Source organism: Burkholderia sp. LS-044, from assembly GCF_004803625.1.
Taxonomy (GTDB): domain Bacteria; phylum Pseudomonadota; class Gammaproteobacteria; order Burkholderiales; family Burkholderiaceae; genus Burkholderia; species Burkholderia cepacia.
The window spans coordinates 155,325-182,301 of record NZ_SSWO01000017.1; the positions used below are offsets into that span (position 1 = coordinate 155,325).

At 65.7% G+C, this 26,977-nt stretch carries 22 protein-coding genes; 2 read left to right on the forward strand and 20 right to left on the reverse strand.

The window, feature by feature from the left end; all coding sequences use genetic code 11:
* Positions 1 to 118 precede the first annotated feature (118 nt).
* Entirely contained in the window at positions 119 to 595 is a 477-nt protein-coding gene (locus E9536_RS33095; RefSeq protein ID WP_021159908.1) for a DUF721 domain-containing protein, read from the forward strand.
* A gap of 80 nt (positions 596 to 675) precedes the next feature.
* On the opposite strand, the gene lpxC is transcribed toward E9536_RS33095, so the two are convergent.
* The 18 genes from lpxC to coq7 all read right to left on the reverse strand — a co-directional run bounded on the left by lpxC (position 676) and on the right by coq7 (position 20,842).
* A complete protein-coding gene (gene lpxC / locus E9536_RS33100) occupies positions 676 to 1,593 on the reverse strand; it encodes a UDP-3-O-acyl-N-acetylglucosamine deacetylase (protein WP_027788449.1) in 918 nt (305 codons plus the stop codon).
* Positions 1,594 to 1,833: 240 nt separating this feature from the next.
* The gene (locus E9536_RS33105; RefSeq protein ID WP_124818394.1) at positions 1,834 to 2,340 is read right to left on the reverse strand and encodes a peroxiredoxin; all 507 of its coding nucleotides are present in this window, start codon (positions 2,338 to 2,340) and stop codon (positions 1,834 to 1,836) included.
* Positions 2,341 to 2,528: 188 nt separating this feature from the next.
* Positions 2,529 to 3,725 (reverse strand): cell division protein FtsZ, encoded by a 1,197-nt coding sequence (ftsZ, locus tag E9536_RS33110; RefSeq protein ID WP_021159911.1) that lies wholly within the window; start codon positions 3,723 to 3,725, stop codon positions 2,529 to 2,531.
* A gap of 113 nt (positions 3,726 to 3,838) precedes the next feature.
* Entirely contained in the window at positions 3,839 to 5,071 is a 1,233-nt protein-coding gene (gene ftsA / locus E9536_RS33120; protein ID WP_006487138.1) for a cell division protein FtsA, read from the reverse strand.
* Positions 5,072 to 5,097: 26 nt separating this feature from the next.
* A complete protein-coding gene (locus E9536_RS33125) occupies positions 5,098 to 5,850 on the reverse strand; it encodes a cell division protein FtsQ/DivIB (protein ID WP_021159912.1) in 753 nt (250 codons plus the stop codon).
* Positions 5,851 to 5,869: 19 nt separating this feature from the next.
* Positions 5,870 to 6,811 carry a D-alanine--D-alanine ligase gene (locus E9536_RS33130; RefSeq protein WP_021159913.1) on the reverse strand — a complete coding sequence of 314 codons (942 nt, stop codon included), beginning with the start codon at positions 6,809 to 6,811 and terminating at the stop codon, positions 5,870 to 5,872.
* A gap of 1 nt (position 6,812) precedes the next feature.
* The gene (gene murC, locus E9536_RS33135; RefSeq protein ID WP_059687201.1) at positions 6,813 to 8,210 is read right to left on the reverse strand and encodes a UDP-N-acetylmuramate--L-alanine ligase; all 1,398 of its coding nucleotides are present in this window, start codon (positions 8,208 to 8,210) and stop codon (positions 6,813 to 6,815) included.
* On the reverse strand, positions 8,207 to 9,310 hold the full coding sequence (gene murG / locus E9536_RS33140) for an undecaprenyldiphospho-muramoylpentapeptide beta-N-acetylglucosaminyltransferase (RefSeq protein WP_021159915.1): 1,104 nt from the start codon (positions 9,308 to 9,310) through the stop codon (positions 8,207 to 8,209). The genes murC and murG overlap by 4 nt, the downstream gene beginning before the upstream one ends.
* Entirely contained in the window at positions 9,307 to 10,590 is a 1,284-nt protein-coding gene (gene ftsW / locus E9536_RS33145; RefSeq protein ID WP_021159916.1) for a putative lipid II flippase FtsW, read from the reverse strand. Before ftsW ends, murG begins: the two co-directional genes overlap by 4 nt.
* On the reverse strand, positions 10,587 to 12,101 hold the full coding sequence (murD, locus tag E9536_RS33150) for a UDP-N-acetylmuramoyl-L-alanine--D-glutamate ligase (RefSeq protein ID WP_136472186.1): 1,515 nt from the start codon (positions 12,099 to 12,101) through the stop codon (positions 10,587 to 10,589). The genes ftsW and murD overlap by 4 nt, the downstream gene beginning before the upstream one ends.
* Before the next feature lie 28 nt (positions 12,102 to 12,129).
* Positions 12,130 to 13,299 (reverse strand): phospho-N-acetylmuramoyl-pentapeptide-transferase, encoded by a 1,170-nt coding sequence (gene mraY / locus E9536_RS33155; protein ID WP_006477019.1) that lies wholly within the window; start codon positions 13,297 to 13,299, stop codon positions 12,130 to 12,132.
* A gap of 16 nt (positions 13,300 to 13,315) precedes the next feature.
* Positions 13,316 to 14,722 (reverse strand): UDP-N-acetylmuramoyl-tripeptide--D-alanyl-D-alanine ligase, encoded by a 1,407-nt coding sequence (murF, locus tag E9536_RS33160; RefSeq protein ID WP_136472188.1) that lies wholly within the window; start codon positions 14,720 to 14,722, stop codon positions 13,316 to 13,318.
* A complete protein-coding gene (locus E9536_RS33165; protein ID WP_060194644.1) occupies positions 14,719 to 16,257 on the reverse strand; it encodes a UDP-N-acetylmuramoyl-L-alanyl-D-glutamate--2,6-diaminopimelate ligase in 1,539 nt (512 codons plus the stop codon). Before E9536_RS33165 ends, murF begins: the two co-directional genes overlap by 4 nt.
* Complete coding sequence (locus tag E9536_RS33170; protein WP_027788455.1) at positions 16,254 to 18,101, reverse strand: penicillin-binding protein 2; 1,848 nt, start codon at positions 18,099 to 18,101, stop codon at positions 16,254 to 16,256. The genes E9536_RS33165 and E9536_RS33170 overlap by 4 nt, the downstream gene beginning before the upstream one ends.
* Positions 18,098 to 18,439, reverse strand: a complete 342-nt coding sequence (gene ftsL / locus E9536_RS33175; protein ID WP_021159919.1) for a cell division protein FtsL — start codon at positions 18,437 to 18,439, stop codon at positions 18,098 to 18,100. Before ftsL ends, E9536_RS33170 begins: the two co-directional genes overlap by 4 nt.
* A complete protein-coding gene (gene rsmH / locus E9536_RS33180; RefSeq protein ID WP_027788456.1) occupies positions 18,436 to 19,377 on the reverse strand; it encodes a 16S rRNA (cytosine(1402)-N(4))-methyltransferase RsmH in 942 nt (313 codons plus the stop codon). The genes ftsL and rsmH overlap by 4 nt, the downstream gene beginning before the upstream one ends.
* A 23-nt stretch (positions 19,378 to 19,400) precedes the next feature.
* Positions 19,401 to 19,829, reverse strand: a complete 429-nt coding sequence (gene mraZ, locus E9536_RS33185) for a division/cell wall cluster transcriptional repressor MraZ (RefSeq protein ID WP_006487094.1) — start codon at positions 19,827 to 19,829, stop codon at positions 19,401 to 19,403.
* 386 nt (positions 19,830 to 20,215) lie between these two features.
* Positions 20,216 to 20,842, reverse strand: a complete 627-nt coding sequence (coq7, locus tag E9536_RS33190; RefSeq protein ID WP_027788457.1) for a 2-polyprenyl-3-methyl-6-methoxy-1,4-benzoquinone monooxygenase — start codon at positions 20,840 to 20,842, stop codon at positions 20,216 to 20,218.
* A gap of 276 nt (positions 20,843 to 21,118) precedes the next feature.
* On the opposite strand from coq7, the gene E9536_RS33195 reads away from it, so the two are divergent.
* Positions 21,119 to 22,270, forward strand: a complete 1,152-nt coding sequence (locus tag E9536_RS33195) for a porin (protein ID WP_027788458.1) — start codon at positions 21,119 to 21,121, stop codon at positions 22,268 to 22,270.
* A gap of 280 nt (positions 22,271 to 22,550) precedes the next feature.
* Here E9536_RS33195 and E9536_RS33200 read toward each other — a convergent pair whose 3' ends face one another.
* Together E9536_RS33200 and E9536_RS33205 are read right to left on the reverse strand one after the other, a co-directional pair.
* Positions 22,551 to 24,224: a long-chain fatty acid--CoA ligase gene (locus tag E9536_RS33200; RefSeq protein ID WP_027788459.1), complete on the reverse strand. Its 1,674-nt coding sequence runs from the start codon at positions 24,222 to 24,224 to the stop codon at positions 22,551 to 22,553.
* Positions 24,225 to 24,360: 136 nt separating this feature from the next.
* Positions 24,361 to 26,436 carry a molybdopterin oxidoreductase family protein gene (locus E9536_RS33205; protein WP_136472190.1) on the reverse strand — a complete coding sequence of 692 codons (2,076 nt, stop codon included), beginning with the start codon at positions 26,434 to 26,436 and terminating at the stop codon, positions 24,361 to 24,363.
* Positions 26,437 to 26,977: the final 541 nt, after the last annotated feature.

The following is a 26,977-nucleotide window of genomic DNA, read 5'->3' on the forward strand; positions in this document are numbered from 1 at the left end:
CGGACAGGCACTGCGCGCCTACGGCCGGGCCCACGGGGCGAAAGCCGCCCGTGCACGGGCCCGCGCGGGTACAATCGGCGTCAACGTCCGCGCGCGTGCGCGCCCGAAGAATGTCTCGATGAACCGATTTTCCAAGCGTTTCGGCCCGCTCGCCGCCTATCGCCCGCAACCCGTGTCCGAAGTGCTCGGCCGCACCGACGCGTTCGCGGCACTGCGCGCCGGCGTCGAGCAAATCGCGTCGCTGCAGCGCGATCTTGCCGCGCTTCTGCCCGACTACCTGGCGAACCACGTCGAACCCGGCTTCGTGAAGGACGGCACCCTGACCCTCTTTGCCGCGCACAACGCGCTGGCCGCGCGGCTGCGGCAGGTCGAGCCGCGGCTGCTCGGCGATCTGCAAAAGCGCGGCTGGCCGGTCTCGACGCTGCGCGTGCGCGTGCGCCCGAAGGATGCGCCGGAGCCGCCGCACGTGAAGCAGGCGCGGATGACGTCGGTCGGCGCGGCCGCGTTGCGCGATCTGGCCGACCATCTCGAACCGTCGCCGCTGCAGGCCGCGCTTGCGCGGATGGCGGCCCGGCACGGCGCAAAGCCGCGCTGACGGTCTACGCCGCCGGCATCGCCCGGCCAACAAAAAAGCAGCCCGAAGGCTGCTTTTTTGTTGCTTGCGCCGAACACAGTTCAGGCGAAGGCCGTCTGCGCGTCGAACGCGAAACCCTTCGGCGCGGCCTGCGGATCGTCGAACGTGACGATCTCGTACGCATCTTCGTTCGCGAGCAGCTCGCGCAGCAGCGCGTTGTTCAGCCCGTGGCCGGACTTGTACGCCGTGTACGACGCCAGCAGCGGATGGCCGATCACGTACAGGTCGCCGATCGCGTCGAGCATCTTGTGTTTCACGAACTCGTCGTCGTAGCGCAGCCCGTCGTTGTTCAGGATGCGGTACTCGTCGAGCACGATCGCATTTTCCATGCTGCCGCCGCGGGCGAGGCCCATCTCGCGCAGCATCTCGGCCTCGTGCGCGAAGCCGAACGTGCGTGCGCGCGCGATCTCGCGCACATACGACGTATTCGCGAAATCGACCTCGAGCTCCTGGCCGGTCTTGTCGACGGCCGGGTGACGGAAGTCGATCGAGAATTTCAGCTTGAAGCCGAAGTACGGATCGAGACGCGCGAACTTGTCGCCGTCACGGATTTCGACCGTCTTCTTCACCTTCACGAAACGCTTCGGCGCGTTCTGCTCCTCGATCCCGGCGGACTGGATCAGGAACACGAAGGTCGCCGCGCTGCCGTCCATGATCGGGATTTCCTCGGCCGTCACGTCGACATAGAGGTTGTCGATGCCGAGGCCGGCACATGCCGACATCAGGTGCTCGACGGTCGACACGCGCACGCCATCCTTCTGCAGCACCGACGCGAGCCGCGTATCGCCGATCGACGTCGCCGCCGCGGGAATGTCGACGGGCGTGGGAAGGTCGACGCGGGAGAACACGATGCCCGTGCCCGGTGCGGCGGGACGGAGCGTCAGCTCGATCTTGCGGCCCGAGTGGACACCGATACCCACGGTCTTCACGATGGATTTGATGGTGCGCTGCTTCAGCATGATGTTCTTCGTCGTGATTGAAGATATCAATCAGGAGTTATATTCAATAGGGGGGATTATAGCGTAATTCCCTATTCAACGCAGTTTGAAACTGCGTATCAATCTGTTTCGGCTGTTTACCCCTGCCGATACGGGACGGGCCGATGCCCGGAACGGAGGCGTTTCCGGTCATCAGCCCGTGTTACAACTGCCCTGAGGCCGGTGAGCAGCGTTGCCGGCAGGCAACGGCGCACCGCACGATCAGGACGTCAACGTCGCGAGAACACTCGCCGCATCGCTCACTTCGAATTTGCCCGGCGCCTCGACGGCCAGCGTCTTGACCACACCGCCGTCAATCACCATCGCGTAGCGCAGGGAACGAATTCCCATGCCACGCGCGGACAAATCCTGCGTCAGCCCCAGCGCATGAGTGAAAGCCGCGCTGCCGTCCGCCATCATGCGCACCTTGCCCGCGGTGTGCAGATCACGTCCCCATGCGCCCATCACGAATGCGTCGTTGACGGACACGCACCAGATCTCGTCGATACCCGCCGCGCGCAGTTGCTCGGCGTGTTCGATGTAGCCCGGCACATGCTGCGCCGAACAGGTCGGCGTGAAAGCGCCCGGCAATCCGAAGATCACCACCCGCTTTCCCGCAACCTGATCGCGCACGCTGCAGGCGTTCGGCCCCAGCGTGCACCCTTCGCGCGCGTCGTCGATGTACTCGAACAGTTGCGCGTCGGGCAGCGCGTCGCCCACTTGAATCATGGCTGGTCCCTCATAGCGATACGGTTTTTCAGCGTGTCGCGGACAGCACGGCCCATCCCGCTCCGCTTGTGCGGAGAGGGCACGTTTCCCGGCCCGGCGTCGCAGCCGACGCGGCCTGTCGTGGTCCGTAGCATCCGTCACGCCGGCGATACCGCGGCAGTTTCGCCGCGGCTTCGCCTGTGTTTGCGTCAGTCAGCCTGCTTGCGCAGGAAAGCCGGGATGTCGTACGTGTCGACACCCTTCTCCTGCAGTGCCTGCACGTGCGATGCCGCGGTTTCACGCGAATTGCGCCACACCGCCGGCGTATCGAGTGCGCCGTAGTCGGCCGTGCTGACGTGATGCGCCGGTGCATAGCCGTGCGACACCGCGCTGACCGGCTGGTTGTCCGTACCCGTGCGCAGCAGCGTCATCGGTGCCGACTGCTGCTTCTTCGCCGCACGGCCCAGACCCGTTGCCACGACCGTCACGCGCAACGCATCGCCCATCGCGTCGTCGTACACCGCACCGAAGATCACCGTCGCATCTTCCGCCGCGTAGCTCTTGATCGTGTTCATCACTTCGCGCGTTTCCGACAGGCGCAGCGAACGGCTCGACGTGATGTTGACCAGCACGCCGCGTGCGCCCGACAGGTCGACGCCTTCGAGCAGCGGGCTCGCCACGGCCTGTTCCGCCGCGAGGCGCGCGCGATCGACGCCGGCGACCGTCGCCGTGCCCATCATCGCCTTGCCCTGCTCGCCCATCACCGTCTTCACGTCTTCGAAGTCGACGTTCACGAGGCCATCGACGTTGATGATTTCAGCGATGCCTGCCACCGCGTTGTTCAACACGTCGTCCGCGCACTGGAAGCACTTGTCCATCTCGGCGTCGTCGCCCATCACGTCGAACAGCTTGTCGTTCAGCACGACGATCAGCGAGTCGACGTGATCCTCCAGTTGCTGCGAACCTGCTTCAGCGACGCGCATGCGCTTGCCGCCTTCGAACTCGAACGGCTTGCTGACGACACCGACCGTCAGGATGCCCATCTCCTTCGCGATCTGCGCGACCACCGGTGCCGCGCCCGTGCCCGTCCCGCCGCCCATGCCGGCCGTGATGAACACCATGTGCGCGCCGCGCAGTGCGTCGGCGATGCGCTCACGCGCTTCTTCCGCTGCCGCACGGCCCATTTCCGGCTTTGCACCGGCGCCGAGGCCCGTATTGCCGAGCTGGATCACCGACGATGCGCGCGAACGCGACAGCGCCTGCGCATCCGTGTTCATCACGATGAAATCGACGCCCTGCACGCCGCGGTTGATCATGTGCTGGACGGCATTGCCGCCAGCGCCGCCAACGCCGACCACCTTGATGATGGTGCCGTTGGTCTCGGTTTCCAGCATTTCGAATTCCATGTTGCCTCCGTCAAGAGAAAAACTGCTAATCGGCCGTTATTCGGCAGGAGATCGGGCAACCCCCTGTCGCGCGCCAGCCGCCGGCACCAGCGCGAATTTCGAGATTCGGTTTGTCAGAAGTTGCTCAGGAACCATTCCTTCATCCGCGAGAACACCTGCCCCGCGTTGCCGGACTGCACGGCGACCTTGCGGCCGCGCATGCGCTGGGCACTGCCTTCGACGAGCAGCCCCATCGCCGTCGAGTAGCGCGGATTGCGCACGACGTCGGAGAGGCCGCCTGCATACTCCGGCGCACCGATGCGCACCGGTTTCAGGAAAATGTCTTCGCCGAGCTCGACCATGCCGGGCATCATCGACGCACCGCCGGTAATGACCACGCCGGAGCTCAGGAGTTCTTCGTAACCCGATTCGCGCACGACCTGCTGCACGAGCGAGAACAGTTCCTCGACGCGCGGCTCGATCACGGCCGCGAGCGCCTGGCGCGACAGCGTGCGCGGACCGCGTTCGCCGAGGCCCGGCACTTCCACCATTTCGTCCGGATCGGCGAGCGCCTGCTTCGCGATCCCGTAGCCGACCTTGATGTCTTCCGCATCCGGCGTCGGCGTGCGCAGCGCCATCGCAATGTCGCTCGTGATCTGGTCGCCGGCGATCGGAATCACCGCGGTGTGGCGGATCGCGCCTTCGGCGAAGATCGCGATGTCCGTCGTGCCGCCGCCGATGTCGACCAGCACCACGCCGAGATCCTTCTCGTCTTCCGTCAGCACCGCCAGCGACGATGCGAGCGGCTGCAGGATCAGGTCATTCACTTCCAGCCCGCAGCGGCGCACGCACTTGACGATGTTCTGCGCGGCGCTCACCGCGCCCGTCACGATGTGCACCTTCACTTCCAGCCGGATGCCGCTCATCCCGATCGGCTCGCGCACGTCTTCCTGGCCGTCGATGATGAATTCCTGCGTGAGGATGTGCAGCACCTGCTGGTCGGTCGGGATGTTGATCGCCTTCGCGGTCTCGATCACGCGCGCAACGTCGGTCTGCGTGACTTCCTTGTCCTTGATCGCGACCATCCCGCTCGAGTTGAAGCTGCGGATGTGGCTGCCGGCGATCCCCGTGAACACGTTGGTGATCTTGCAGTCGGCCATCAGCTCGGCTTCCTCGAGCGCGCGCTGGATCGACTGCACGGTGGCCTCGATGTTGACCACCACACCTTTCTTCAGACCCTTCGACTCGCTCTGGCCGAGACCGATCACCTCGTAGTGACCTTCGCCCTTCAGCTCGGCGACGATGGCCACCACCTTCGACGTGCCGATGTCGAGGGAAACCAGCAGATCCTTGTAGTCTTTGCTCATAAAGTGCTCTTGCGTGTGATCTCTCGTTACTTCTTGCGCTTGTCGGTATCGGTCAGGAACCGCATGCCTGCCGCGCGAATCGCGAATCCGTTCGGATAACGCAGGTCCGCGTACTCGATGTCGTTGCCCCAGCGCTCCGTGACCGCCGGCCAGGCGGCGACCAGGCGCTGGCTCCGGTCATGCAGCGACTCGCTGTTGCGTTCCTTGCCCAGCTCGACCTGCATGCCGTTCGACAGCTTCACCGTCCACGCGTACCGCGCCGACAGCGTCACTTCTTCCGGCGCCGCCTTCAGCGGCGCAAACCATTTCCCGAAGTCGCGATACCGCGTGACGACTTCCTTCGCACTGCCCTCCGGGCCGTCGAACGCCGGCAGTTCCTGATCCAGCTCGCCCTGGTTCGCGGTGAACAGCTCGCCGTCGACGCTCACGAGCTGGTCGCTGCCCCAGGTCCCGAGCGGTTTGTACTCCTCGAGCGTGACAGCCAGCGCATTCGGCCACACCCGGCGCACGCTCGCATGGCGCACCCAGGGCATCTGCTCGAACGCGGCGCGCGCGGCGTCGAGATCGACCGTGAAGAAATTGCCCTTCAGCCGGCCGACCACGCCCGCGCGTACCGTCGGCGAATTGATGTGCTCGGTGTCGCCGTCGATCCGGATTTCCCGCAACGCGAACGTCGGGCGCTGGATCAGCCAGTAGCAACCGGCCGCCGCCAACACGAGCAGCAGCAGCGCGTACAGCGCGCTGGCGGCAAGGTTGAGTTGGCGAACGTTGTTCCACATACGTCGTTCCGTTCCTGCGTCAGTCGTTGAGCGTGAGCGACAGCACCTTCACGACCAGCTCCGAATAGCTGATGCCGACCGCGCGCGCGGCCTTCGGCGGCAGCGAGTGGTCGGTCATGCCCGGTGCGGTGTTCACTTCCAGGAAGTACGCATTGCCATCGGCGTCGAGCATGAAGTCCGCGCGGCCCCAGTCGGTGCAGCCGAGCACGTCGAACGCACGGCGCGCGACGCGCTTGAGCTCCGCCTCCTTGTCGGCGGGCAGCCCGCACGGGATCAGGTATTGCGTGTCGTTGGCGATGTACTTCGCGTGATAGTCGTAGAACTCGCCGGCCGGCACGATCTTGATCACCGGCAGGTCGAGATCGCCGGCGATGCATGCGGTGTATTCGCCGCCGCCTTCGATACTCTTCTCGACGATCACGATCGGGTCGTGCTTCGCGGCTTCCTCGAGCGCAGCCGGCAGCGCATCGGCCGTCTTCACCTTCAGCACCGCGACGCTCGAGCCCTCGCTCGCCGGCTTCACGAACAGCGGCAGGCCGAGCTTCGCGACGATGTCCGTCGCGCGCGCCGCGAGGTCGTCGCCGCGCAGCACCGTCTCGAACGGCGGCGTCGGCACGCCCGTCTGCTGCCAGACGAGCTTCGTGCGGAACTTGTCGAGGCCGAGCGCCGACCCGAGCACACCGCTGCCCGTGTAACGGATCCCGTAGAAATCGAGCGCGCCCTGGATCTGGCCGTTCTCGCCGTAACCGCCGTGCAGCGCGTTGAACGCACGCACGAACCCTTCGTCCTTCAGCGCCGCCAGCGGGCGCTCGGCCGGGTCGAACAGGTGCGCGTCGATGCCTGCGTCGCGCAGGCCCTGCAGCACGAGCTGGCCGGACGTGAGCGAGACCTCGCGCTCCGAGGACTCGCCGCCGAACAACACCGCCACCTTGCCGAAACGTTTCGGATCAATCCCGCTCATGTCATGCCTTCTGTTGAGTGTGCTGCGCGACCTTCGCCGGCACGCCGCCGATCGAACCCGCGCCCATCGTGATCACCACGTCGCCGTTCTGCGCGACCTTCGCCAATGCGTCCGGCACGTCGTCGACCGTCGCGACGAACACCGGGTCAACCTTTCCTGCCGCGCGCAGCGCGCGCGACAGCGCGTCGCCGTTGGCGGTCAAGATCGCGGCCTCGCCGGCCGCGTAGACTTCCGTCAGCACCAGCGCATCGACCGTCGACAGCACGTTGACGAAATCGTCGAAGCAATCGCGCGTGCGCGTGTAGCGGTGCGGCTGGAACGCCAGCACGAGGCGACGCCCCGGGAACGCGCCGCGCGCGGCCGCGATCGTCGCGGCCATCTCGACCGGGTGATGGCCGTAGTCGTCGATCAGCGTGTACTGGCCGCCGTCCGCGGTCGGCACCTCGCCGTAGCGCTGGAAACGCCGGCCGACGCCGTTGAATTCGGCCAGCGCCTGCTGGATCGCGTCATCCGTCACGCCGAGGTCGGTCGCGATCGCGATCGCCGCGAGCGCGTTCTGCACGTTGTGCAGGCCCGGCATGTTCAGCACCACCGCGAGCGGTGCACGCCCTTCGCGGATCACCGTGAAATGCATCCGGCCGTCGCGCGCGTCGATGTCTTCCGCGCGCACCTGCGCGTCCGGCGACAGTCCGTAGCGCACGACCGGCTTCGAGATGAACGGGATGATCTGCCGCACGTTCGGATCGTCGACGCACACGACCGCGCTGCCGTAGAACGGCAGGCGCTGCGTGAATTCGATGAACGCCTGCTTGAGCCGCGCGAAATCGTGGCCGTAGGTGTCCATGTGGTCGGCATCGATGTTCGTGATGACTTCGATCACCGGATACAGGTTCAGGAACGACGCGTCCGACTCGTCGGCCTCGGCGACGATGAAATCGCCCGTGCCGAGCCGCGCGTTCGCGCCGGCGCTGATCAGCCGCCCGCCGATCACGAAAGTCGGGTCGAGGCCGCCCGCGGCGAGCACGCTCGCGACGAGGCTGGTGGTCGTGGTCTTGCCGTGCGTGCCGGCGATCGCGATGCCCTGCTTCAGGCGCATCAGCTCGGCGAGCATCACCGCGCGCTGCACGATCGGCACGCGCTTCGCGCGCGCGGCCAGCACTTCCGGGTTGTCCGAGCGCACGGCCGTCGATACGACGACCGCGTTCGCGCCCTCGATGTTCGCCGCGTCGTGGCCGATCGCGATCCGCGCGCCGAGCGCCTGGAGACGATCGGTCACCGCGTTGCGCGAGAGATCCGAGCCGCTGACCTCGTAGCCGAGGTTGACGAGCACTTCGGCGATGCCGCTCATGCCCGCGCCGCCGATCCCGACGAAATGAATGTGTTTGACGATATGTTTCATTGCAATATTTCCAGGTTCGCGCCGGCCGCCTTCGCGCACACGCGCGCGACTTCGTCGGTGGCCTCGGGCTTCGCCAGCGAGCGCGAACGTTCCGCCATGTCCGCGAGCGATGCCCGCGACTGGCCGCGCAGCCAGTCGGCGAGCAGTTCCGCCGACAGGTCGCGTTGTTGCACCAGCACGGCCGCGCCCGCATCGGCGAGGAACGCGGCGTTGCTCGTCTGGTGATCGTCGACCGCGTACGGGAACGGCACGAACAGCGCCGCCACGCCCACCGCCGCGATCTCCGACACCGTCATCGCGCCCGACCGGCAGATCACGAGATCCGCCGCCGCATACGCGGCCGCCATGTCGTCGATGAACGGCACGAGCCGCACGTCTTCGCCGGCCGCGAAACCGGCCGCTTCGTAATTCGCCTTCAGCGCGTCGATGTGCTTCGCGCCGGCCTGATGCACGATGCGCGGACGTTCACCCGGCGTCAGCATCGCCAGCGCGCGCGGCACGACTTCGTTCAGCGCGGCCGCACCGAGGCTGCCGCCGACGACCAGCACGTTCAGCGGGCCGCTGCGCGACGCGTAGCGTGCTTTGGGCGCTTCGGTGCCGGCAAGTTCCGCGCGAATCGGGTTACCGGTCCATTCCGCATGCGGCAGCGCGCCGGGGAATGCGACGAGCACGCGTTTCGCGAATTTCGCGAGCACCTTGTTCGTCAGGCCCGCGATCGAATTCTGTTCATGCAGCACGAGCGGACGCCCCGACAGCGCCGTCATCACACCCGCCGGGAACGTGATGTAGCCGCCCATCCCGAGCACGACGTCGGGCCGCACGCGGCGCAGCGCGGCGAGGCTCTGCCCGCATGCGCGCAGCAGGTTGAACGGCAGCGTCAGCTTGGTCTTCAGGCCCTTGCCGCGCAGCCCGCCGAACCGCACGTATTCCATCGGAATGCCGTGCTTCGGCACGAGCGTCGCTTCCATCCCGGCCGGATTGCCGAGCCACACGACGCGCCAGCCCGCCGCCTCCATCCGGTGCGCGACCGCGAGCCCCGGGAACACATGGCCCCCGGTGCCGCCTGCCATCACCATCAGCGTGCGTTGCGACGCGGTCATACCTTCCCCCCGCGCATCAGCACCCGGTTTTCATAGTCGACCCGCAGCAGCACCGCGAGCGCCACGCAGTTCAGCAGAATGCCGGAGCCGCCGTAGCTCACGAGCGGCAGCGTCAGGCCCTTGGTCGGCAGCAGCCCGAGGTTCACGCCCATGTTGATGAAGGTCTGCGCACCGAACCAGATGCCGATGCCCTTCGCCATCAGGCCCGCGAACGTGCGATCGAGTGCGAGTGCCTGACGGCCGATCTCGAACGCGCGGCGCACGATCCAGTAGAACAGCAGGATCACGACCAGCACGCCGACGAAACCGAGTTCCTCGCCGATCACCGCGAGGATGAAGTCGGTATGCGCTTCCGGCAGGTAGTTCAGCTTCTCGACGCTGCCGCCGAGGCCGACACCGAACCACTCGCCGCGTCCGAACGCGATCAGCGAGTGCGTGAGCTGGTATGCCTTGCCCTGCGCGTAGCGCTCGTCCCACGGATCGAGGTACGCGAAGATCCGCTCGCGACGCCACGGCGACAGCCATACGAGCATCGTGAAGGTGCCGACCGCCGTCGCAACGAGGCCGCCGAACAGCTTGCCGTTCACGCCGCCGAGGAACAGCACGCCCATCGCGATCGCCGCGACGACCATGAATGCGCCCATGTCCGGCTCGAGCAGCAGCAGCGCACCGACCAGGCCGACCGCGAACGCCATCGGCAGGAAGCCTTTCGCGAAGCTCTGCATGTATTCCTGCTTGCGCACCGTGTAGTTCGCCGCGTAGATCGTCACCGCGAGCTTCATGATTTCCGACGGCTGCATGTTCGTGATGCCGAGCGGAATCCAGCGGCGCGCGCCGTTCACGCCCTTGCCGACGTGCGGGATCAGCACGATCACGAGGCCGACCAGCGCGATCAGGAAGAGATGCGGCGCGTATTTGTCCCACGTCGACACCGGCACCCGGAACGCGATCACCGCCGCGATGAACGCGACGACGAGCGATACGCAGTGGCGCATCAGGAACGCGTAATCGTGATACGCCGCGTATTTCGGCGAATCGGGCATCGCGATCGACGCCGAATACACCATCACGACGCCGAGCCCGAGCAGCGCGATCGCGACCCACAGCAGCGAGTAGTCGAAGTCGAGCATCCGCGAACGGCTCGGGCGCACGCCGTTGACGACGCTCGCGAGGCCGCCGGTCGCGGCGCGCGTGGCCGACGCGACGCGGCCGCCCGCGGCATTGCCGCCGGTGTCGCGCCGATCGTTGAAACGGGAGACGAGGCGATCGGACCAGCTCATGGCGTCGCTCCTTTGTCGATGGCGATTTCGTCGACCGCCGCGCGGAACACATCCGCGCGATGGGCGTAGTTCCTGAACATGTCGAGGCTCGCGCATGCAGGCGACAGCAACACCGCATCGCCCGGCTCGGCGAGGTCGGCCGCCGCGTGCACCGCGCCTTCGAGCGTCGTGTGGTCGGCAAGCGGTACGCCTGTTTCGGCGAGCGTGTCGCGGATCGCCGGCGCGTCACGGCCGATCAGCATCACCGCGCGGCACCAGCGCGCGACCGGCGCGACCAGCGGCGCGAAATCCTGGCCCTTGCCGTCCCCGCCCGCGATCAGCACGATCTTCTGGGCGAGCCCGTCGAGCGCGGCAACCGTCGCGCCGACATTCGTGCCCTTGCTGTCGTCGACGTAGTCCACGTCGTCGATCGTCGCGATCACTTCGACGCGATGCGCTTCGCCGCGGTACTCGCGCAGCGCGTGCAGCAGCGGCGCGGCCGGCAGGTCGATCGCGCGTGCGAGCGCGAATGCGGCCAGCGCGTTCGCCGCGTTGTGCAGCCCGCGGATACGCAGTGCGTCGACCGGCATCAGGCGCTTCTGCGCGATGTCGGGCGTGTGCGCGGCATCGCGCTTGCGCCGGCGGCTCGTCGTCGCCGCTTCGTCCGGTGCATCGCGATCGACGGCTTCCACCAGCCACGCGATGCCGTTGTCGCGCGACAGCCCGTAGTCGCCGTCCTGCACCGGTTCGTTCAGGCCGAACGTGACCGTACGCGGCGCGTCGGCCGCGCCGGCTGCCGGCGCGAACTTCATCACGGCCGCATCGTCGCGGTTCAGCACGCGCGTCGTCGTCGCGCCGAAGATCCGGCCCTTTGCTTGCGCGTACGCTTCGAAGCTGCCGTGCCAGTCGAGGTGGTCCTGCGTGATGTTCAGGATCGCGGCCGCATCGGGCGCGAACGTGCGCGCGGTCTCGAGCTGGAAGCTCGACAGTTCGAGCACCCATACGTCCGGCAGCGCGGTTTCGTCGATCGCGCCGGCGAGCCGGTCGAGCATCGCCGGGCTGATGTTGCCCGCGACCGCGACCTTCTTGCCCGAGCGCTGGCACAGCAGGCCCGTGAGGCTCGTCGTCGTGGTCTTGCCGTTGGTGCCCGTGATCGCGAGCACCTTCGGCTGGTAGCCGCTCGTGCCGAGCGCACGCAGCGCCTGCGCGAAGAATTCCAGCTCGCCCCACACCGCGATGCCGCGCTCGTTCGCGGCCGCGACCAGCGCCGCGAGCGCCGGTTCGAGCGGCGACAGCCCGGGGCTCAGCCCGACGAGCTCGATGCCACCGTCGAGCAGCGCAGGCGTGAACGCCCCGCCGACGAACTCCGCATCGATGCCTTCGGCCTGCAGCGCGGCAAGGTTCGGCGGCGCCTCGCGGGTATCGGCAATGCGCAGCCGGCACCCGTGCCTCGCGCACCATCGCGCGATCGCGAGACCCGATTCCCCGAGCCCCAGTACGAGCACCATCGGCCGTTGCCGATCTCCAAACATCTCGCCAGACATCCTTGTTACCTTTCCTTTACCGCAGCTTGAGGGTGGTCAGACCGAACAGGCACAGCATCAGCGTGATGATCCAGAAACGCACGACCACCTGCGTTTCCTTCCAGCCGGACAATTCGAAATGGTGATGCAGCGGCGCCATCTTCAGCAGGCGCCGCCCTTCGCCGTAGCGCTTTTTCGTGTACTTGAACCACGACACCTGCAGCATCACCGACAGCGTTTCCGCGACGAAGATGCCGCCCATGATGAACAGCACGATTTCCTGGCGCACGATCACCGCGACCGTGCCGAGCGCGCCGCCGAGCGCCAGCGCGCCGACGTCGCCCATGAACACCTGCGCGGGGTGCGTGTTGTACCAGAGGAACGCGAGCCCTGCCCCGCCCATCGCGGAACAGAAGATCAGCAGTTCGCCCGCGCCCGGGATATGCGGGAACAACAGGTATTTTGAATAGACCGCACTGCCCATCACGTACGCGAACACACCCAGCGACGCGCCGACCAGCACGACCGGCATGATCACGAGGCCGTCGAGGCCGTCGGTCAGGTTCACCGCGTTGCTCGCGCCGACGATCACGAAGTACGTCAGCACGATGAAACCCCACACGCCGAGCGGATAGCTGATCGACTTCAGGAACGGCAGCATCAGGTCGGCGCGTGCCGGCAGCCCCATCGACAGGCCGCTCCTCACCCACGCCATGAACAGGTCGAACACGCGCACGTTGTTCGCCTCGGACACGCTGAAGGCGAGGTAGACAGCGGCGAACAGCCCGATCACCGATTGCCAGAAATACTTCTCGCGCGACGACATCCCGCGCGGGTCCTTGTGGACGACCTTGCGGTAATCGTCGACCCAGCCGATCACGCCGAAACCGAACGTGACGAGCATCACGATCCAGATGAAACGGTTCGTCAGGTCGCCCCACAGCAGCGTCGCGACCGCGATGCCGATCAGGATCAGCACGCCGCCCATCGTCGGCGTGCCGGACTTGACGAGGTGCGTCTGCGGGCCGTCCTTGCGCACGGCCTGACCGACCTTCATTTGCGTCAGCTTGCGGATCACCCACGGTCCGCACACGAGCCCGATCCCGAGCGCGGTGATGGTGGCCATCACCGCCCGGAACGTGAGGTACGTGAACAAGCGCAAAAAGCTTGCGTCTCCTTGCAGCCATTGCGCCAGCGCCAGCAGCATGCTTCCTTCCTTCTACTCAGTGTGCAGCGGGCGCCGTGCCCGCCGCGGGTTGGTTCGTCAGCGCGTCGACCACGCGCTCCATCTTCATGTACCGCGAGCCCTTCACGAGCAGCGTCGCCTGCGCGCCGTAACCGGCCGCGAGCAGCGCCGCCACGAGCGCGCCGACGTCGTCGAAGTGGCGTGCCGTGTCGCCGTACGCCGTGCACGCATCTCGCGATGCGTCGCCGAGCGCGAACAGCGCGTCGATCCCGCGCTCGCGCGCGTATGCACCGACCTCGCGATGGAATGCCGGCCCTTCGTCGCCGACCTCGCCCATGTCGCCGATCACCAGCACGCGCGGCGCCGATTGCGTGGCGAGCACGTCGATCGCGGCACGCATCGAATCGGGATTCGCGTTGTACGTATCGTCGACGACCGTCGCACCCGCGAGGCTGCCCGCGATCGCCTGCTTCACCTGCAGCCGGCCCTTGACCGGCTCGAACGATTCGAGACCCTGCTTGATCGCCGACAGCGCGACGCCGGCACCCAGCGCCGCGGCCGTGGCGGCCAGCGCGTTGCGCGCGTTGTGCTCGCCGAGCGCGCGCAGCCGCACTGTGACGGCGCCCGCGGGCGTATCGATCGCGAGTTCGCCGCCGTGAAGACGGCCCGTGACCTGCGCGTCGTTCTGCCGTTCGGCGTCGTGCAGCGCGAAATCGAGGATCCGGTTGCCGGTCGCCGCGACGCGCCAGATGCCCGCATACGCGTCGTCGGCCGGGAACACCGCAACGCCGTCCGGCGGGAGCGCGTGAATCACGGCCGCATGTTCGAGCGCGACCGCTTCGACCGTCGCCATGAATTCCTGGTGCTCGCGCTGCGCGTTGTTGACGAGCGCGACCGTCGGCGCCGTGAGACGCGCGAGGACTTCGGTCTCGCCCGGATGGTTCATCCCGATCTCGATCACCGCGAGACGATGTGCGGCCGACAGGCGCAGCAGCGTCAACGGCAGGCCGACGTCGTTGTTCAGGTTGCCGGCCGTCGCGAGCCGCGCGTCGGCGCCGACCGCCGCCGCGAAGATCGACGCGATCATTTCCTTGACGGTCGTCTTGCCGTTGCTGCCCGTCACCGCGACGAGCGGCAGCGCGAATCGTTTGCGCCAGCCATGTGCCAGTGCGCCGAGCGCGGCACGTGTTTCGCCGCCTTCGATCGCCGGCATCGTGACGCCCGTCGGCACGTGCGCGACGAGCGCCGCAGCCGCACCGCGCGCAGCGACATCGCCAAGGAAGTCGTGCGCGTCGAAGCGCTCGCCTTTCAGTGCAACGAACAGGTCGCCGGGGCCGACGGTGCGGCTGTCCGTCGACACGCGGTCGAACGTGACGCCCGCATCGCCGTGGACGGTTGCGCCGGGAATCAGGCGAGCGGCTTCGCCGAGACTGAGCATCGTCATTCGGCGCCTCCCTTGCCGTGCGTCGCGCGCGCTGCCAGCGCGAGCCGCGCGTGATCCTGGTCGGAGAACGTACGCTTCTTGCCCATGATTTCCTGCGTGCCCTCATGGCCCTTGCCGGCCAGCACGACGACATCCTCGCGTGCGGCGCCGCGCACGGCCTGCAGGATCGCGCTCGCGCGATCCTCGATACGACGTGCGTGATCGGCCGCGGTCATGCCCGAGACGATCTGGTCGATGATGCGCTGCGGATCCTCGCTGCGCGGGTTGTCGCTCGTGACGACGGTTTCATCGGCGAGCCGCTCCGCGATCGCGCCCATCAGCGGGCGCTTCGTCGCATCGCGATCGCCGCCGCAGCCGAACATGCAGACGAGCCGGCCGCCGCGCGCCGTGGCGATCGGGCGCAGCGCGTCGAGCGTCTTTTCGAGCGCGTCGGGCGTGTGTGCATAGTCGATCACGACGAGCGGTTCGTCGTTCTGCAGCCGGCCGCCGAGCCGCTGCATCCGCCCGTTGACGGACTCGAGCCGCGCGATCTCGGCGAGCGCCGCATCGAACGGCAGGTCGGCCGCGAGCAGCGAGCCGAGCACCGCGAGCAGGTTGCTGACGTTGAACGTGCCGAGCGTGCCGACCTCGACGTCCGCTTCGCCCCACGACGAACGCAGGTGGAACGCCGTGCCGGTCGCGGTGGCGCGCACGTCGAGCGCGACCAGTTCGCGATCGGCGTCAGGCGCCGGTGCGTCGCCGATCCCGTACGCGATCGTACGCACGCGGCCGGCGAGCTTCTCGAGCAGGCGCCGACCGGCTGCATCGTCGCGGTTGACGACTGCCGCGCGCAGGCCGCGCCACGCGAACAGCTTCGCCTTCGCGGCCTCGTACGCATCGAACGTGCCGTGATAGTCGAGGTGATCCTGCGTGAGGTTCGTAAACACCGCGATGTCGAAACCCGTGCCGTTCACGCGCCCCTGGTGCAGCGCGTGCGACGACACTTCCATCGCCACGGCCTTCGCGCCCGCGTCGCGCAACTGCGCGAGACTGCGCTGCAGTTGCGGCGCGTCGGGCGTCGTGAACCCCGTCGGCACGAGCTGGCCGGGCATTCCGGTGCCGAGCGTGCCGATCACCGCGCACGGCTGGTGCAGCGCCGTCAGCGCGGCGGCGATCCATTGCGTGCACGAAGTTTTGCCGTTCGTGCCGGTCACGCCCACCGCAAGCAGGCTGTCGCTCGGATTGCCGTACCAGCCGCTGGCGATCTCGCCGGCGAGCTGGTCGAGCGCCGGCACGGCCAGTGCAACGGGCACCGCCGGCGCCGCGGCCAGCCCTTCCGGCTGATACAGTACGGCGGCCGCACCGCGCGCGACGGCATCGACAATGAAAGCGCGGTTGTCGGCCCCGTCGACCGCATAGGCAAAAAACACGTCGCCGGCCTTGAGGCTGCGCGTGTCGGCATGCAGTTGCGCTGCGGGGGCCACATGCTGATGCAGCCACGCAAGCGCGGCTGCGATCTGCTGATGCGCCGGATGGGAACTGCGAGCGGCGCTCATCGAACAACTCCTGGTGAATTACGCGTCGTGCTGGACACGATCATATGCTTCGCACCGCCACCTGCGGCCAGCTTTTGCGGCCCCGCTGCGGAAGGTGCTGCCGGCGAATCGTCAGACACGACGAGTTGCTTGATCGGCATGTTCGGCGGCACGTTCAGCGCACGCATCGTGTCGCCGGCGATCGCCGAGAATACGGGGCCGGACACCTGGCCGCCGAAGTGGCTGCCGGCGGTCGGCTCGTCGACTGACACCGCGACGACAATGCGCGGATTCGGCATCGGCGCCATCCCGACGAACGACGCGCGGTACTTGCGCGTGTAGCCGTGCCCCTCATGCTTGTACGCGGTACCGCTCTTGCCGCCGACGCGATAGCCCGGCACGGCCGCATCGGGCGACGTGCCGCCCGGCGCCACCACCGTTTCGAGCATCGCGCGCACTTCGCGCGCGGTGGTCGGGTTGAACACCTGCGTACCCACGACCGGCTGATTGGGGTCGGTCTTGAAAATGGTCACGGGCATCAGTTCGCCGTCATGCGCGATCGCCGTGTACGCGCGCGCAAGCTGGAACAGCGACACCGACAGGCCGTAGCCGTACGACATCGTCGCCTGCTCGATGCGACGCCAGCTCTTCCACGGACGCAGGCGGCCGGCCACCGCGCCCGGGAACCCGACCTTCGGCGCCTGGCCGAGGCCGATGCTCGTATACATATTCCACATTTCCTCGGGCCGCATCGTCATCGCGATCTTCGTCGCGCCGATGTTGCTCGACTTCTGGATCACGCCGCCGACCGTCAGTGTGCCGAAACCCGCGTCGTCGGTGATCGGTGCGCCGTCGAGCACGAAATGCCCGTTGCCCGTCTCGACGAGCGTGTTCGGCGTCACGCGGTGCAGGTCGAGCGCGAGCGACACCGTAAACGGCTTCATGATCGAGCCCGGCTCGAATACGTCGGTCATGATCCGGTTGCGCAACTGCTCGCCCGTCATGCGCGAGCGGTCGTTCGGGTTGTACGTCGGGTAGTTGACGAGCGCGAGCACCTCGCCGGTGCGCACGTCGACGACCATCGCCGCGCCGGCCTTCGCCTTGAACTTCTCGACGGCAGCCTTCAGGTTCGCGTACGCGATGTACTGGATCTTGCTGTCGATCGACAGGTCGACGTCGGTGCCGTTGTGCGGCGGGATCTGCTCGGCGACGTCCTCGACGATGTGCCCCAGCCGGTCCTTGATCACGCGACGCACGCCCGACGTGCCGGACAGCATCTTCTGGTCGCCGAGCTCGACGCCCTCCTGCCCTTCGTCCTCGACGTTCGTGAAGCCGATCAGGTGAGCGGTGATCTCGCCTTCCGGATAGAAGCGCTTGTACTCGTTGCGCTGATAGATACCGGGAATGTCGAGGGCGGCAACCTTGTCCGCGACGTCGATCGGCACCTGGCGCTTCACGTAGACGAAACCCTTGTCTTCCGACAGCTTCACGCGCAGTTCCTTCGACGTCATGCCGAGGAGCTTGCCGAGCTGGTTGACCTTGTCGGCATCGAGATCGTCCGGCACTGCGTCGGGAATCGCCCAGATCGCGCGCACGGGCAGGCTCGTCGCGAGCACGAGCCCGTTACGGTCGAGGATCTTGCCGCGCGTCGCCGGCAGCTCGAGCGTGCGCTGGTAGCGGCTTTCGCCCTGCTTCTGGTAGAACGCGTTGCCGGGCCCCTGGATCCAGAACGCGCGCGCGGCCAGCGCGACGAATGCCATGAACAGCAGGAACACGACGAGCTTCGAGCGCCACATCGGCAGATGCACGCCCAGCACCGGGCTCGACGAGAACTTCACGTTCTGGCGCTTCTGGGACGGCTTCATCGCGCGCCTCCCTTGCCCTTGCCGGCCGTGTCCGCCGATGCCGGGATCGGTGCATCGATCGCCTTCGCCGCGCCCGGCGGCAGCGTCAGGTATTGCGTGCGGCCGGTCGAGATCGGCTGCATCTTCAGCGAATCGTTCGCAAGCTGCTCGATGCGCGACGTCTTCGACAGCGCGCTCTGCTGATATTGAAGCTGCGCGTAGTCCTGCTGGAGCTGACGCTCCTGCGACTGCGCGCGCTGCAGCTGGATGAAGATCTGGCGCTGCTGGTTCGTCGAATTGACGACCGACAGCGCGCAGCCCATCACGATGATCAGCAGGAAGATATTGAAGCGGCTCATGGCGTGACGCGCTCCGCAATGCGCATCACGGCCGAGCGGGCACGCGGGTTCGCGGCGACTTCCGCTTCACTCGGAAACTGGCGGCTGATGATCTTGAGCGGCGGGCTCGGGAGGTCGACGGCGCGAATCGGCAGGCGACGATCGACCGCAGGCGCACTCGCGTGCGCCTGCATGAATCGCTTGACGATCCGGTCCTCGAGTGAATGAAAGCTGATGACCACCAGCCGCCCCCCTTGCTCCAGCAACGACAGTGCCGCGTCTAGTACGACTTGCAGGTCCGCAAGCTCTTGATTGACGTGAATCCGTATAGCCTGAAAGGTGCGGGTTGCCGGATCCTTGCCCTTCTCACGGGTTTTGACGACGTGACCCACGATTTGGGCAAGCTCGCCCGTGGTGTCGAGAGGCCCAAGACGGTCGGACTCTGCCCGGCGAGCAACAAGCGCCTTTGCAATCTGAAAAGCAAACCGTTCTTCCCCATAATCCCGTATCACCTCCGTCAATTCCTGCACCGAAGCCCGTGCGAGCCATTCCGCCGCCGACTCGCCGCGCGTCGGATCCATCCGCATGTCCAGCGGGCCATCGGCGCGGAAGCTGAAGCCGCGCGCCGGATCGTCCACCTGCGGCGAGGACACGCCCAGGTCCAGCAACACACCCGACACCTTCTCGACGCCGCGCGCCGCAAGCGCGTCGCGCATCGATGCAAAGCTGTCATGCACGATCGAGAAGCGCGCATCCTCGATGCCCTGCGCCGTCTCGATCGCTCGCGGGTCCTTGTCGAACGCAATCAGCCGCCCGGCCGGCCCCAGCCGCGCGAGCACCGCACGGCTATGACCGCCGCGCCCGAACGTGCCGTCGACATAAACGCCGTCCGGCCGCGTCACGAGCGACTCGACCGCTTCATCCAACAGCACCGTCCGATGCCGCAATTCGTTTCCCATCGCGGGCGTCTCCGTCACCGCAATCAGAACGTGAAATTCTTCAGCGCGTCGGGCATGCCCTGCGCCATCGCCGCCTGCTCCTTCGCGTTGTAGGTCTGCGAATCCCACAGCTCGAAGTGACTACCCATTCCCAACAACATGACTTCCTTTTCCAGTCCAGCTGCCATGCGCAGCTCGGGCGATACAAGAATCCGGCCGGCGCTGTCGAGATCGACGTCCATCGCATTGCCGAGAAAAATGCGCCGCCACCAGTGCGCGTCCATCGGCAGCGCGGCGATCTTGGCGCGGAATACTTCCCATTCGGGGCGCGGAAACAGCAACAGGCAGCCGTCCGGGTGCTTGGTCACAGTCACCCGTCCTTCTGCCTGTCCTTGCAGCGCTTCGCGATAGCGAGCCGGCACCGACATCCGCCCTTTCGCATCGAGCGTCAGCGCCGACGCCCCTTGGAACACTTTCCGCTCTCCCGTTCAGGGCACCGAAGCACCCGCTCAATGCTGAGAATTTAGCCGGAATAGCCCGCCAAATCACACAAAAATACACTTTCTCACACTGTCTCCCACTTTAGAGGAAGGGTGTGGCACGGTCAAGGGAGCGGCCCGCTTTTTTGACGAATTTTGTTAGTTAGAACAAGGACTTACGCGCACATGCTCATGCTGCCCCTCATTCCAAAAACCGTTATAAATGAATGAGCTAGTGCAACTTGTGAAGGTGATACGTGAGAAAGACGGGCCAGACGGGTGTGCGGACGGGGCTTTCGGGGGCGGGAAAACGAGGAATAAACGGGCGGTATCAGCGGCGGGGAACCGGGGCGACGTCACGCATCGCCCCGGTGCGAATCTCACAGATAGTACGCAGTGCTCGTCATGACTTTCGACGCGGCGCGCATCAGCATTCGCGCGGGCAGCGGCAGTTCGATCCCGCCTGCGTCGGCGGCGGCCTTGCCGTGCTTCACCTCGTCGATACGCATCTGGTCGACGATCGCGCGCGACGCGGTATCGGCCGCCGGCAACTCGGACATATGGCCTTCGAGATGGCTCTCGACCTGCCGTTCGGTCTCTGCCATGAAGCCGAGACTGACCTTGTCGCCGAGCGCGCCAGCCGCCACGCCGATCGCGAGCGAACCCGCATACCAGAGCGGGTTCAACAGGCTCGGGCGCGAGTCGAGCTCTTTCAGGCGGTGTGCGGTCCACGCGAGGTGATCCTCCTCCTCGCGCGCGGCTTCCTCGAACATCGCCTTCGCGGATGCCGTGCGCGCGGTGAGCTTCTGCGCCTGGTACAGCGCTTGAGCGCAGACCTCGCCGACGTGGTTCACGCGCATCAGCCCGGCGGCATGCGTACGCTCCGCGGGCGTCAGTTCGACTGCGGGCGCCTCGGCCGGCGCGGGCACCGGCCGGCTCATCCGGCTAATGCCCGTCAGCGACCGCAGGCCGCGATCGAATTCGCTGATCAGTTCATCAAACACCATCCTGTTCTCCTGGCTGCATGTGCCGCCGCGAGCGGCAAGGGCACGAGTCCGCTGCGTAACCGACTTGATTATTCAGCGGAAATTGCGGTTAACCCGTGATTTTAACCATTGTTGCATAAAGGAAACATGGCGACCTTGAGCTGCGGCATTTCGCTTTGTGGCAAAAACCGGTTTTGCTACATTACGTGCGACTTCTTGCGAAGTTGATGGGGCCCGTCAACAGAACATAACTATCCGCCCCGCCAGAAAAATTCAGTGATTTTTGGAGATCCGTTAATGAAAAAGTCGCTTCTCGCGCTCGTCGCGCTGGGCGCGTTCGCTGGCGCTGCCCATGCGCAAAGCAGCGTGACGCTTTACGGCATCATCGATGAAGGCCTGCTCTTCAACAACAATGCGGGCGGCAAGCACCTGTACAGCATGGCCAGCGGCGTGATGCAAGGCAGCCGCTTCGGCCTGCGCGGCACCGAAGACCTCGGTGGCGGCCTGAAGGCGATCTTCACCCTCGAAAACGGTTTCGACGTGAACAGCGGCAAGCTCGGTCAGGGCGGCCTGATGTTCGGTCGTCAGGCCTACGTCGGCCTGTCGAGCCAGTACGGTACGGTCACGCTGGGTCGTCAATACGACTCCGTCGTCGACTTCGTCGGCCCGCTCGAGGCAGGCGACCAGTGGGGCGGCTACATCGCCGCTCACCCGGGCGACCTCGACAACTTCAACAACGCCTATCGCGTGAACAACGCGGTCAAGTTCACGAGCCAGACCTATGGCGGCTTCTCGTTCGGCGGCCTGTACAGCTTCGGCGGTCAGGCAGGCCAGTTCTCGAAGAACCAGGTCTGGTCGCTCGGCGCAGGCTACAACAACGGCCCGCTGGTCTTGGGCGTCGGTTACTTGAACGCACGTACGCCGAACCAGTTCGGCGGCATGTTCAACAACGGTTCCGCGTCCTCGTCGGTCTCGTCGCCGATCTATGGTGCGTACGCGAACAACGCGAACACGTACCAGGTCATCGGTGCAGGCGGCGCATACACGTTCGGTGCAGCAACGATCGGCGCGACGTACTCGAACACGAAGTTCAAGGGCTTCTCGGCAGGCCCGTTCGTGAACCAGACCGCGACGTTCAACAACGGCGAAATCAACTTCAAGTATCAGCTGACCCCGGCGCTGATTCTCGGCGCGGCGTACGACTACACGCAAGGCAGCAAGATCGACGGCAACTCGGCAGCCAAGTACCACCAAGGCTCGCTGGGCGTCGACTACTTCCTGTCGAAGCGCACCGACGTCTACGCGATCGGCGTGTACCAGCACGCATCGGGCAACGTGCTCGACGCGAACGGCGACGTGATCAAGGCAACCGCGTCGATCAACGGTCTCGCCGGTTCGAGCACCAGCAACCAGGTCGCGGCACGCGTCGGCATCCGTCACAAGTTCTAATCAGCTTGCCTGACAAGCCGCAGCATATTGAAGGCGCCTCCGGGCGCCTTTTTCTTTTGCGGGGCAGAACCGCAAAGCCGGAGCGCGGCGAATCGCGCCGGGCGTTGCGCGCTCATCGTGGGGGGCCATGCCGCTTGCCTCTGCAGCCATCGAAACGCACGGCCGCCGCCGCAAGCCCATTCCGGAGGCAGTCTCGTTCGGAGACAAACCTCCTCGGGGCCGCACTGCCAACAAAAAGGCCCGGCATGTGCCGGGCCTTTCCCTTCGATCGACCGCGACGTCACGCGCGTCCGTCGCGCAATTCGCGCCGCAGGATCTTGCCGACGTTCGTTTTCGGCAGCTCCGTACGGAACTCGACCAGCTTCGGCCGCTTGTAGCCAGTGAGGCGCTCCTTGCAGTAGGCGAGGATGTCCTTGTCGGTGAGCGCCGGGTCCTTCTTCACGATGAACAGCTTCACGGCTTCGCCGGAATGCTCGTCGGGCACGCCGACCGCCGCCACCTCGAACACGCCCGGATGCGACGCCACCACGTCCTCGACTTCGTTCGGGTACACGTTGAAGCCCGATACGAGAATCATGTCCTTCTTCCGGTCGACGATCTTCACGTAACCCCGCGCATCCATCACGCCGACGTCGCCCGTCTTGAAGAAGCCGTCCGCGAACATGACCTTCGCGGTCTCGTCCGGCCGGTTCCAGTAGCCGGCCATCACCTGCGGCCCGCGGATGCAAATCTCGCCGGGTTCGCCGAGCGCGACGTCGTTGCCGGCATCGTCGCGAATCGCCACTTCGGTCGACGGCAGCGGCAGGCCGATCGTCCCGCTGTATTCGGTCGCCGTCACCGGGTTGCAGGTCGCGACCGGCGACGTTTCGGACAGCCCGTAACCTTCGATGATCGCCGTATGGGTCTTTTCATACCAGCGTTTCGCGACGCCTTCCTGGATCGCCATGCCGCCGCCGTTGGCGATCACGAGCTTCGACAGGTCGAGCTGATTGAATTCGGGGTGGTTCAGCAGTGCGTTGTACAGCGTGTTGACCGCCGGGATCGTCGAGATCTGGTAGCCCTTCAGCTCCTTGATCATGCCGGCGATGTCGCGCGGGTTCGGGATCAGGATGCCCATGCCCCCGGTACGCATCGTCAGGAAACCGCAGACGGTCAGCGCGAACACGTGATACAGCGGCAGCGCGACAACGGTCACGAACTGTTTCACCTCCGGAAACTTCTCGTGAGCCGGATGATGCCAGGCGCCGGCCTGCAGCACGTTCGACACGATGTTCCGGTGCAGCAGCGTCGCCCCCTTCGCCACGCCCGTCGTCCCGCCCGTGTATTGCAGGAACGCGACGTCATCGGGGCCGATCTTCTGGGCCTTGAATGCCTGCCGAGCACCTTCCGACAGCGCGGCCTTGAAGCGCGTGAACGACGGCAGTTGCCAGGCCGGCACCATCTTCTTCACGTTGCGCACGACGTAGTTGACGAGCCATCCCTTGATGCCCAGCAGATCGCCCATCGACGCGACGACGACGTGCTTGACGCTCGTATTCGCGATGACAGCCTGCAGCGTCGACGCGAAATTCTCGAGGATGACGATCGCCTCCGCGCCGCTGTCCTTCAGCTGATGTTCGAGCTCGCGTGGCGTGTAGAGCGGATTGACGTTGACGACGGCGTAGCCTGCGCGCAGTACCGCGGCGATCGCCACCGGGTACTGCAGCACGTTCGGCATCATGATCGCAACGCGCGCCCCGCGCGCAAGACCGCGCGATTGCAGCCAGGCGCCGAACTGGCGCGACAGCTTGTCGAGTTCGCCGTACGTGATGCCCTTGCCCATACAGACGAACGCCGTGCGGTCGCGGTACTGGCGGAAGCTTTCGTCGAGCAGGTCTGGAACGGAGGGATACGGAGACGCGTCAATTTCGGCTGGAACGCCGGGTGGGTACGATTTCAGCCAAATTTTGTTCATACTGCGCGTCTCCTCACGGATTTTCGAATGATCGTGCTAAAACGCATCGTAACGGCTCGCCCGTCCCGATACAACAGGGTTAGATGTCCACTTCGAACTTCCGTGGAGATTCGTCGGATGATACGGTGATATTCGGTCAAATGCGTTCAACTTCCACAAGGCAATCGTAAAACGTCGCCGAATTGCCGAGATCGGTGAGCGCCTGGCTCGTCACCTCGTTCGCGTTCCTGCCGTCCGGCGACAGCTTCTTCCACCAGATCGACAACCCGACGACGAGCCCTGCACGTGCGCGATCGGTAATTCTCGCGAGCGCCTGCATCGAGCCGCGGTCGTTGAAGATGCGGACGAGATCGCCCTCCGCGATGCCCCGTGCATCGGCATCCGACGGGTGAATGTCGAGATGCGGTTCGCCTTCGGTATGACGCAGGCTGTCGACGTTCACGAACGTGCTGTTCAGGAAGTGACGGGCCGGCGGCGAAATCATCGCGAGCGGATAGCGCGCGGCGAGTTCGGGTGCAGCCTCGGCCGATTCGAACGGCGGCAGGTAGTCGGGCACAGGGTCCACGCCCATCTGCTCGAGCCGCGGGCTGTAGAACTCGCACTTGCCGGACGGTGTACGGAAACCGCCGTTCGCGAACGGCGCCTCCGGCAGCTTGAGTTTCAACCAGCCGTCGCGCTTCAGCGTGTCCCAGTCGCTGTCGAGTGCCGGATCGTCCCAGCGGAGGGCCACGCGCGCGATCTCTTCGTCGCTGTGATAGAGCGCGGGCTCGTCCAGCCCCATGCTGCGCGCGATCCCGCGGAAGATCTCCGTGTTCGGCCGCGCGTCTCCGACCGGAGGAATCGACGGCAGGTTCGCCATCACGTAGGTGTGGCCGTACGATTTGTGGATATCCAGATGCTCGAGCTGCGTGGTTGCCGGCAGCACAATGTCGGCGAAATCGGCGGTATCTGTCTTGAAATGCTCAAGAACCACCGTGAACAGATCGTCACGCGCGAACCCCGCCGCGACTTTCGAGGAATCCGGCGCGACCGCCACCGGATTCGAGTTGTACACGATCACCGCTTCGACCTTCGGTCCGAAGGTGGCATCGCCCGGGTGCAACAGCGCGTCGCCGATCGCGTTCATGTTGATGATGCGCGGCAGTTTGTGCGGCCAGCCCGGCATCAAGTCCGGGCGCAGCAGCGCAGCCTGGTTGACCGGCGCGGATTCCGAAGACGAGAGCAACAACCCACCGGCCCGATCGCGCCATGCACCCGTCAGCGCCGGCAGACTTGCGATCGCCCGTACCGCGTTGCCACCGCCGCGGACGCGCTGCATGCCGTAGTTCAGGCGGATCGATGCCTTCCGGGTAGCGCCGTAACGACGCGCAAGATCGATCAACTCCGACGCGTCGATGCCGCAAATCTGCGCGACACGATCCGGCGGATAGGACATCGCCCGTTCCTTGAGTGCGTCGAAACCGAGCGTATGGTTGGCGATGTAGTCGTGATCGAGCAGGTCTTCGGTAATCAGCACGTGCATCATGCCGAGTGCGAACGCGCCATCGGTACCCGGTTTCAACGCAATATGCTGATGACACTTCTCTGCTGTCAGCGAACGGTACGGATCGATGGCGACAAGACGGGCGCCTCGGCGCTTCGCTTCCTGCGCACGCGTCCAGAAATGCAGACTCGACGCGATCGGGTTCGCTCCCCATATCAGAATCAGTTCGCTTTCCTCGAAATGCTCGAGATGCATACCGAGACTGCCGCCATATGTGTACCGTAACCCCGCAGCACCGGCCGCCGCGCAGATCGTGCGCTCGAGCCGCGAGGCGCCCAGTTTGTGGAAGAACCGCTGGGCGATGCCCTCCCCTTGCACGAGCCCCATCGTCCCCGCATAGCTGTACGGCACGATCGCTTCCGGTGCGCGCGCCGCGATTTCACCGAGACGACGGCCGATCTCGTCGAACGCCTCGTCCCAGCTGATCGGTACGAAATGCCCTTCCCCTTTGGCGCCGATGCGCTTGAGCGGAACGGTGAGGCGATCGGGATGATGAACGCGATCGGCGTATCGGCTGACTTTCGTGCACAACACGCCTTGCGTCGGTGGATGGTCAGGATCGCCCGCGACCTTGATCGCCTTGCCGTTTTCGACGGTCACGCGCATTGCGCACGTGTCCGGACAATCGTGCGGGCAAACGGCCCGGGCTACCTGAATCGCGGCGTTCATCGTTTTGAGTGCTTAGATGGGGGTTCGCGAATTTTACGTGGACACGCCGAATAAAGCGTTCATTTCGTTCGGATTCCGGGTTATCTGACCAAAAAGCGATTGGAGGAAGCCGGGGTGGTTTCGGTTGCACCACGTGTCATCTGCGAGGGAGGCTTGTATCGCCCGTCCGATATGCGTTGTCGACGATGGAGGGCAGATCGTGCACGACGGCGCTAATCGGTACACGGAGAGGAGGGAGTTGCGGTTTTGATCGGAGATACGACCAATAGATCAGGGGATCGCGAATGATATCGGTCATTTCGGAAAACCAGGCGTTGCGATTGGGTGCGCCTGGGAGTCGCGGAGAATCGGCCCCCCCGGCCCCAGCTCGAGCAGCGGCCTGGCCACCGATCCCGATCACTCGCGCATTTCCGCCGCCGAAATGCAAAAACCCCCGCCTTTCGGGCGGGGGTTTCTGGCTTAGGGAGCCTGACGATTACCTACTTTCACACGGGAATCCGCACTATCATCGGCGTAGAGTCGTTTCACGGTCCTGTTCGGG

What these genes read in the sequence shown, in the direction of transcription:
- E9536_RS33095 (WP_021159908.1), top strand. Translation starts at nt 119, where the DNA reads ATGAACCGATTTTCCAAGCGTTTCGGCCCGCTCGCCGCCTATCGCCCG.
- lpxC (WP_027788449.1), bottom strand. Translation starts at nt 1,593, where the DNA reads ATGCTGAAGCAGCGCACCATCAAATCCATCGTGAAGACCGTGGGTATC.
- E9536_RS33105 (WP_124818394.1), bottom strand. Translation starts at nt 2,340, where the DNA reads ATGATTCAAGTGGGCGACGCGCTGCCCGACGCGCAACTGTTCGAGTAC.
- ftsZ (WP_021159911.1), bottom strand. Translation starts at nt 3,725, where the DNA reads ATGGAATTCGAAATGCTGGAAACCGAGACCAACGGCACCATCATCAAG.
- ftsA (WP_006487138.1), bottom strand. Translation starts at nt 5,071, where the DNA reads ATGAGCAAAGACTACAAGGATCTGCTGGTTTCCCTCGACATCGGCACG.
- E9536_RS33125 (WP_021159912.1), bottom strand. Translation starts at nt 5,850, where the DNA reads ATGTGGAACAACGTTCGCCAACTCAACCTTGCCGCCAGCGCGCTGTAC.
- E9536_RS33130 (WP_021159913.1), bottom strand. Translation starts at nt 6,811, where the DNA reads ATGAGCGGGATTGATCCGAAACGTTTCGGCAAGGTGGCGGTGTTGTTC.
- murC (WP_059687201.1), bottom strand. Translation starts at nt 8,210, where the DNA reads ATGAAACATATCGTCAAACACATTCATTTCGTCGGGATCGGCGGCGCG.
- murG (WP_021159915.1), bottom strand. Translation starts at nt 9,310, where the DNA reads ATGACCGCGTCGCAACGCACGCTGATGGTGATGGCAGGCGGCACCGGG.
- ftsW (WP_021159916.1), bottom strand. Translation starts at nt 10,590, where the DNA reads ATGAGCTGGTCCGATCGCCTCGTCTCCCGTTTCAACGATCGGCGCGAC.
- murD (WP_136472186.1), bottom strand. Translation starts at nt 12,101, where the DNA reads ATGTTTGGAGATCGGCAACGGCCGATGGTGCTCGTACTGGGGCTCGGG.
- mraY (WP_006477019.1), bottom strand. Translation starts at nt 13,299, where the DNA reads ATGCTGCTGGCGCTGGCGCAATGGCTGCAAGGAGACGCAAGCTTTTTG.
- murF (WP_136472188.1), bottom strand. Translation starts at nt 14,722, where the DNA reads ATGACGATGCTCAGTCTCGGCGAAGCCGCTCGCCTGATTCCCGGCGCA.
- E9536_RS33165 (WP_060194644.1), bottom strand. Translation starts at nt 16,257, where the DNA reads ATGAGCGCCGCTCGCAGTTCCCATCCGGCGCATCAGCAGATCGCAGCC.
- E9536_RS33170 (WP_027788455.1), bottom strand. Translation starts at nt 18,101, where the DNA reads ATGAAGCCGTCCCAGAAGCGCCAGAACGTGAAGTTCTCGTCGAGCCCG.
- ftsL (WP_021159919.1), bottom strand. Translation starts at nt 18,439, where the DNA reads ATGAGCCGCTTCAATATCTTCCTGCTGATCATCGTGATGGGCTGCGCG.
- rsmH (WP_027788456.1), bottom strand. Translation starts at nt 19,377, where the DNA reads ATGGGAAACGAATTGCGGCATCGGACGGTGCTGTTGGATGAAGCGGTC.
- coq7 (WP_027788457.1), bottom strand. Translation starts at nt 20,842, where the DNA reads ATGGTGTTTGATGAACTGATCAGCGAATTCGATCGCGGCCTGCGGTCG.
- E9536_RS33195 (WP_027788458.1), top strand. Translation starts at nt 21,119, where the DNA reads ATGAAAAAGTCGCTTCTCGCGCTCGTCGCGCTGGGCGCGTTCGCTGGC.
- E9536_RS33200 (WP_027788459.1), bottom strand. Translation starts at nt 24,224, where the DNA reads ATGAACAAAATTTGGCTGAAATCGTACCCACCCGGCGTTCCAGCCGAA.
- E9536_RS33205 (WP_136472190.1), bottom strand. Translation starts at nt 26,436, where the DNA reads ATGAACGCCGCGATTCAGGTAGCCCGGGCCGTTTGCCCGCACGATTGT.